The sequence below is a fragment of the Paenibacillus sp. BR2-3 genome, from assembly GCF_046529485.1.
Classification (GTDB): domain Bacteria; phylum Bacillota; class Bacilli; order Paenibacillales; family Paenibacillaceae; genus Paenibacillus_AQ.
Map to the genome: position 1 here is coordinate 2,890,094 of NZ_CP126311.1, position 8,206 is coordinate 2,898,299.

Annotated in this window: 2 protein-coding genes; both read left to right on the forward strand. The window is 47.9% G+C overall.

From position 1 onward, the window contains the following. Positions 1-14 precede the first annotated feature (14 nt). Positions 15-6,152 carry an SDR family NAD(P)-dependent oxidoreductase gene (locus tag PaeBR_RS13800; RefSeq protein ID WP_410511157.1) on the forward strand — a complete coding sequence of 2,046 codons (6,138 nt, stop codon included), beginning with the start codon at positions 15-17 and terminating at the stop codon, positions 6,150-6,152. Further along, on the forward strand, positions 6,145-8,169 hold the full coding sequence (locus PaeBR_RS13805) for a beta-ketoacyl synthase N-terminal-like domain-containing protein (protein WP_410511158.1): 2,025 nt from the start codon (positions 6,145-6,147) through the stop codon (positions 8,167-8,169). Before PaeBR_RS13800 ends, PaeBR_RS13805 begins: the two co-directional genes overlap by 8 nt. Positions 8,170-8,206: the final 37 nt, after the last annotated feature.

Here is an 8,206-nt window from a genome sequence, read left to right on the forward strand (position 1 = left end):
AGAGGTGTACACTGATGGACGCTTTAAGCGACGTGCGGTTCAGTACAGTGATAAAAAACAGCAATTATATCGTGAGGGACCATAGAGTACACGGTGTAAGAATTATGCCGGGCGTCACCTTACTCGATATGATCTACCGATTTTTACAGACCAAAGGCATCGCCCTGCGGGACGTCGAGCTTACTAAGGTTCTTTTTAGTGAACCGGTATCCACCAGTGAACAATATGATAAAAAAATCCAGATCAGCTTCACGAAGAAAGCAGAGGGCTACCTCGTGCTGGCGCAAAGCCAAAAGGTGAAGGATGGAACGGTTCTTGGCGAGACCTGGGATGAAAACCTGCGTTGTGAGCTGCATTTGAACCCTGCGGACAACAGTGACAGAAAATCCATCGATATTCATCGAATTAAAGGCGAAAGCCAGCGTGTGGAAGACATGGACTACGCCTATGGCTATGTCCGGAAAATAGATATCCGGCATCGGGACTTCATGAAGGGGCTGGGTAAACTTTACTACGGCGATCAACGGATTCTAGCCGAGATTTCATTGGGAGAGCTTGCTGAGCAATACATGGACCATTTCTATATGCATCCGTGCTATCTCGATGCAGCCACTTTGGTTCAGGGTTTTGTTGTCCTGCAGGACATAGATTTTTCTCAAGAAATCCATGCGTCCATTCCGATGTTTATCGAGTCCTTCCGTTCCTACGAACCGATGAAAGAAAAAATATACGTATATATCAAGGATGAGGGCTACCCAGACGGAGCGATTAAGGACCTGATGTACTTTGATATTGAGGTTTACAACGCACAGGGGGAGGAAATCGCCAGCTTTAAGAGATGGGGACTCAAGAAAATCCGGTCCCGGGAGCTGATCAGCAAGCTTCAGCAGGTAGAACTGTCCGAATCCCAAATTGAACAACCTAAGCCTCAACCGGCTGTAGCATCACTGAACCATACGGTCAAAGCAGGAGGAGAAGACGCGCAAAAGGAAGCGGTCATCACCTGCTTAAAGCAAATGGTAAGCAGCTTGTCCGAAGTGGATGAGGCCGATATTCAAATTGGTGAAGGATTTTACAATCAGGGACTTCATTCGCAGGATCTGCTGAATATTGTTAATCAGCTTGAACAAAAGCTCGGAACCAGTCTGTATCCTACGCTGTTGTTCGAATACGCCAATATTGAAGAACTCAGCCAATATATCCTGTCAGAGCATCGGGATTCGTTTTTCAAGTCTCAAAATGCCATTACAGAGCAAGAAATTACGGAGCCGAAATCAGTTCATCCCGCCACTCTTTGCTATGCTCCACACTGGGAAAAGAGCCAGCCCAAACCAAGGGAACGGACAGAACAGGCGGAGCATGTGCTTGTCTTTTGCCAAAGTCATGACGAACTGTACCATTTGGCAGGAAAGAGTGAAAGCGAGAATTTCAGTTTCGTGCTCCCGGGAGAGCAATTTGCAGCTGGTGGTAATCATACTTACCGTTTGAATCTGTCTAACGAGGCGGATTACATGAAATTGGTGGATGAGCTGAAGCGAGAGGACCGTCTTCCCGCGATACTTGTCAACAGCTTGAATGCAGGAAGTTTAAGCAGCGCAGGCTTGCAGGATTTGACGGAAAACCGTATTCACCCGATGTTTTATATGCTTAGAGAGCTTCTGAGAAACAAAATTAGATCACTTTTGAAAGTCATGTACTTCTATGACCAGGAATGGTCAATGGTTCACCCGGGCGATGCAGCTATGGAGGGCTTCCTGCATTGCATACAATCCGAAACGGATAAAGTCGCATATAAATGCATTGGCATGGACGCCACCCATCGGGGAATGTTAGCGGATATTTTTTATAAAGAAGCCTACGGTGACTGGGCTAATGACCGCAGCGTTTGGTATGAACAAGACAACCGGCGAGTTAAGGGTTATCGAAAAGTCGGACAGGCAGTGGGTAGCAGTGAGTCATCAATTCGAAAGAATCATACTTATCTGATCACGGGCGGAACGGGCGGAATCGGGATCAACCTGGCCGAGCATATTCTAAATCATGGAGGTAAGGCTGTTCTTTGCGGAAGGGGAGCAGACACTCCAGAAGATATAAAGACAATGCAGGCCATGAACAAGTCTTTGGATTATGTGACCTGTGATGTTACGGACCGGGCAGCTGTAGATAGACTGCATGTCCACATCAAAGAAAAGTACGGCAAATTGGACGGAATTATCCACTGCGCAGGCCTAACCCGTGATTCCTATTTAGTTCATAAAGAAAAGGATGAGCTGGAACAGGTGCTTCAGGTGAAAATTGACGGCACCGTAAATATTGACGAAGTGTTTAAGGATGAACCGCTTGAGTTCTTTGTTGTTTTTTCGTCGGTGGCAGGCATTCTGGGGAACCCGGGTCAAAGCGACTATGCTTACGCTAATTTATACATGGACGGTTATATGCTTCAAAGAGAAGCTTGGAAACAAATGAATCTCCGAAGCGGAAAATCGCTTGCTGTGAACTGGCCTCTTTGGAAAGAGGGAGGAATGAAAGGGGATAGCCATACTGAACAAACGTTAAAACACAGGTTCGGCATCTCCCTTTTAGAAACCGCACAAGGTATAGAGGCATTGGAATGGGCGCTGAAACGGGACGAAATTCAAATGGTCATTCTGCCGGGAGAAGAAAGCAAGATCGATTCTATTCTCCTTCAGGATATAAGTACGAACGACGCCCGTCCAGCGTCAGTGGAAACCCCGTGTGTTGAGGTTTCTAATTCATCCGAAGAGGATGACTTGGCGATTATCGGCATTAGCGGAAGGTTTCCGGGGGCTGACAATCTGTTCGAATATTGGGATCTTTTGAAGGCAGGAAGAGATTGTATTTCTGAAGTTGATCCAGAAAGATGGAGTCACGAGGAAGTTCAGCAGACAGCCAGTAAAAGCTGGAATAAGAATTGCTCCAAATGGGGCGGATTCATTCGCGATGTGGACAAGTTCGATTCTTTATTGTTCAACGTGGCGCCTTATCAAGCCGTCCTGATGGACCCGCACGAACGGGTATTTCTGGAGCTGGCATGGGAAGCTTTTGAGGATGGCGGCTACGTAAAGTCGAATTTAAAAGGCAAAAAAGTGGGAGTATTCGCAGGCGCAATGTGGATGCAGTATCAGCTCTACAATAACAGCCAGCATGTCTCCACCTCGACCCTCTCATCCATTGCCAACAGAGTGTCTTATTATTTCGGACTGACCGGACCTTCACTCGGCATAGATACGATGTGTTCCTCGTCAATGACGGCCTTGCATCTGGCTTGTCAAAGCGTCAAGAGCAAGGATTGTGCCATGGCATTGGTGGGAGGAGTCAATCTCTCCGTTCATCCGGACAAGTATTTATTGTTGACGCAGGGCAATTTTGCCTCTTCCGATGGAAGGTGCAGAAGCTTTGGCGAAGGCGGGGACGGATATGTGCCCGCAGAGGCGGCAGGGGCGATCCTGATTAAGCCGCTGAAGCAGGCGGAGAAAGATAATGACCGAATATATGCGGTGATCAAGGGAAGTGCGATCAATCATGGCGGGGAGGCCAGCGGCTTCACCGTTCCCAACCAGAAGGCTCAGGAGGAAGCGATCTCCGAAGCGATCAGAAGAAGCGGGATCGACGCCAATTCGATTAACTACATTGAAGCTCACGGCACGGGAACCTCTTTGGGAGATCCAATCGAGATTAAAGCTTTGATCAATGCTTATCAACCTCTCAAAGATGATCAATTCTGCTGCGCGGTAGGCTCGGTAAAGTCTAACATAGGCCATGCGGAAGCGGCGGCCGGAATCTCCTCCATCGCCAAAGTCATCCTGCAAATGAAACACGGGCAACTGGTTCCTTCGATTCACTCAGAGGTGCTCAATCCGCATATTCGCTTTGGGGATTCCGGCTTTTATGTTCAGCGGGAGCTGGAGGAGTGGAAACCGGTTCAGCATTTGGTTAACGGCAAAACGGTCGCTTATCCCAGACGGGCCGGCATTAGCGCTTTTGGGGCTGGAGGATCAAATGCCCATCTCATTCTGGAGCAATATAACCGAACCGGAGTTAAGGATAGCCGTAAATATGTGGCAGAACAAAATATCTTTGTTTTGTCAGCACAGACCGGGGAGCGACTGCATGCATACGCTCAGCGAATGTTGCAATTTCTTAAAAAAGGAAGAACCCTTCGGTCAAAACCGTCTGAGGACGTGACAGCAGCATTGAAAGCTTCCATTTCAGAGCTGTTAAACATACCTGTTCTTCGTATCAGTGAAGAAAGTTCCATCAGCGAGTTGGGCTTGGGTCATGTGGAGCTCATTCAACTATGCGAAAGCCTTAACGCGACACACAGCATAAATATTCAGGCGTCTGCTATAGCAGGGGATTTGACGGTTCAGGAAGTGAGCAGACAAATTTCTGCTGGTTTGGCCAGGGTTCATGAAGACAACTCCACTGACGGGACTCAGGAAATCAAGGAAATCCCGCTGCATGATCTTGCTTATACGCTTCAGGTTGGCAGAGAACCGATGAAGCATCGGTTGGCTATCATATTTGCCTCATTGGAAGAGCTGTTGGAGCAATTGGCTTTATATTTAAACCACCAAACTTCAGATCGGCTGTTTACAGGTGAAGCGGGCAGAATTAGCACTGAAAACGGTCAAGAAGGATACGGTTTCCAATATTGTGAAAATATTTCCAGATTGTGGACGGAGGGAGCTTCGATCGCTTGGCGGACACTTTATGGGGACAGCGCGCCTGAATTCATTTCATTGCCGCATTATCCTTTTGCCAGAAAGAGATATTGGATCGAACCTGCGGAACAGGCTTTGGCAGACATGGATCATCGCTCAGTTAGTCAAAAGAAACCGGTGGAACAGGCACAAGTACAGATGCAGCTACAGCCGAACCGAACCGGGCATAAGGTGGTTGAAGAGTATACCGGCAATGAGGTTGAACTCGAAGTGATTGACGGCAATGTGGCTATCATCAGGATTCAGGATGCCAAGCACAACAATACCTTTACCCATGAAGTCATACAAGGCTTTACCTATTGCTTTGACAAAGCTCAAAACAACGAGCAGATTAAGGCGATTGTAGTGGCGGGAAATGATCGGATATTCTCAATGGGTGGCACCCAGGAACAGCTTCTGGACATATCGGATTCGAAGCTGAGCTTTACAGATGCGCCAATTTTGTACAAAGGCATGCTGGAATGTCCGATCCCCGTTATATCCGCGATGGAGGGACATGCTTCCGGTGGAGGTATGTTGTTCGGGCTGTATGCGGATATCGTGGTCATGGCGGAGGAAAGCGTGTATAGTGCCGCGTTTGCCAAATATGGGTTTACCCCGGGCATGGGAGCGACATTCATTTTGGAAGACAAGCTCGGCAAAAATCTCGCAACAGAGATGATGTTCACAGCAAAAATGTACACTGGAGAACAGCTTAAAAGCAGAGCTGCATCGGTGATTTTCCGGAAAAAAAATGAGGTGCTTCAGGAGGCCGTTTCCATCGCCCGTCTCATTGCGGAAAAGCCCAGAACAACAGTCAGCGTACTCAAGCAGGAGCTGTCCGGACGGGTACTGGATACGTTATTACGCTGTGTAGAGCGCGAGAATGAAATGCACCGGATCACCTTTACAACACCTGAGGTCAAGGAAAAAATTCTGCACCTTTACAGGGCTTCGGATACAGAAAGCAGCCAACTGCCCAAGGTGTATCCCGCAACCTCGCCGGCCATCGAGGAAAAACAGGCCAAGCCGGCAACGGTCAACAACTCAAGTCCGGCGCAAGATGTGAAAGCAGAATTAATCCAAATCATAGGCAGCCAGATTCAGATAGAAGTCGATGAGCTGGATGCGGATATGAATTTCAAGGATATGGGAATTGACTCCATAAGCGGGGTCGAAATTGTAAGAGATATCAACGAGACATTCCACACACATCTCGACACCATTGATATCTACGATAATTCTACGATCAATAACCTTGCTGCGCATATTCAACGCAAGCGCAATACGTCGCAGGTGGATGAAAGCATTGCAGATCAAGCACCGGATAACAGCGACCGGCATGTGCTGGAGCTTTTGTCCAGATTGAATGAGGATGAGCTGGATGTCGATGAAGTGGCCCAGTTTTTGGAGGTGTACTATGAGTAATGCCGATATCATCAAGCAAATATTGCAACAGATCAAGGACAATCAACTGGATGCCAAGGAAGGCCTCAGAAGAATAAACGTATTAAAGCAGCAGCAAACCGTCCCCAATACCAGCGGGCAACAGGAGTTGTCTGCAGAGGCTGTGGAGCAGAAAGTAAAGGAAGTATTATGCAGGATCATACAGCTCCATCCGGGCGATGTGAATCTGGATATCTCCTTTAAGGAAATGGGCGTAGATTCGATCAGCAGTGTGGAAATTGTCAGAGATTTAAATGATGCCCTTCATATTCATATGGACGGCATTCAGCTCTACGATTACCCGACTATCCCCGAGCTTGCCCGGTATATATTGAAGGAAATTCAAAAAAACAACATCGGAGTATCGGAAAACCTGAAGCAGGAACAAAGCACACAGGATCAGGCTGGGCAAAAGAGATTGAATCACAGATATGAATATATGAATGATTTAATCGATCAATTTTCAAAATCCAAACCGGACACACCGGCCACCGAAACCAATGAATCTTTAGTGAAGCATGAAGTAACGTTTAGAAAGGCAGAAACGGCTCCGGAACCCGCTGCAAAAAAGAAGCCCGGAGCGCTTTCCCTGAAATCTTTGGGCGGAAACCAGGAAATGAAGACTCAGGAGCAGCAAAATACCAAACTGAATCTCACCTCATCCCTACAATCCGAGGCCTCAAGCGCGGTAAAGGATGGCATTGCAATTATAGGTATATCCGGAAGATTTCCGGGAGCATCCACACCCCGGGAGCTTTGGCGGAATCTGCGGGATGGTGTATGCAGTACTGGTGAAATTCCAGGCGACAGATTTGATATCCATTCCTTATTTGATGAAGACCGGAAGGCGTTTCAAAAAACCTATTGCAAGGTTGCCGGGCTGATCGACAGCGTGGACGAATTTGACCCTTTATTTTTCAACATCTCACCCAAGGAAGCGGAAATTATGGACCCGCAGCAAAGGATTTTTTTGGAGGAAGCCTGGAAAGCGCTGGAGGATGCGGGATATTCTGATCTCTCAGTCCAGGATACCCGCTGCGGTGTATTTGTCGGTTGTGCACCGAGTGATTATACCAAACATCTGGATGCGAACAGGCTTGGCAATACCGCAGAGGCTTTTACCGGGACTTCGTCGTCGATCTTGGCAGCCAGAATCTCCTATTTCCTGAACCTGAAAGGCCCAAGCATTTCCCTGGATACCGCATGCTCCTCCTCTTTGGTAGCTGTGCATCAGGCATGTATGAGCTTATGGAGTGAAGAATGCGATATGGCGCTGGCCGGTGGAATCCGGTTGATGTTTACTCCCGACAGCATGGTGCAAAGCAGCCAAATGGAGATTTTATCGGCGGAGGGAGTATGCAGACCTTTTGACAATGCGGCAGATGGCACTTTGTTAAGTGAAGGCGTTGGAATCGTTGTGTTAAAGCCGCTTGAGAAGGCACTGCAAAACAGGGATCACATCTACGGTGTCATCAGAGGAACGGGCGTGAATCAGGACGGCAGAACCAATGGCATTACGGCGCCGAGCGTGAACTCGCAAATCCAGCTTGAGAAAGCGGTGTACGAGAAATTTCGGATCGATCCCGCAGATATTAATTATGTGGAAGCTCATGGAACAGGCACTACCTTGGGAGATCCTATCGAAGTGAAGGCGCTGACCGAATCGTTCCGGGAATTCACGAAGGCCAGCGGTTATTGCGCACTTGGCTCCATCAAAGCTAATATCGGACACGCGACGATGGCTGCCGGGGTGGCCGGGATTATAAAAGTAGTGCTGGCCTTAAAAAGCAGGAAGATACCGCCATTAATTCACTATGAGCAGTTAAATGAAAAGATCAGGCTGGACGGAAGCCCTTTTTATATTAATACGGATTTGATCGACTGGCCCGAAAACAAGAAACGCTCCAGAATGGCCGCCGTCAGCGGCTTCGGATTCAGTGGCACAAACTGTCATGTGGTCATTGAAGAATACAAGGGTGGAGACGAGTACCGGCAGTGACTTTACGCAGCGATAAGGTAGAGAAGTGGAGGCTAAA

Excerpts from the sequence above, each read along its gene's own strand:
- PaeBR_RS13800 (WP_410511157.1), top strand. The coding sequence starts at position 15 with ATGGACGCTTTAAGCGACGTGCGGTTCAGTACAGTGATAAAAAACAGC.
- PaeBR_RS13805 (WP_410511158.1), top strand. The coding sequence starts at position 6,145 with ATGAGTAATGCCGATATCATCAAGCAAATATTGCAACAGATCAAGGAC.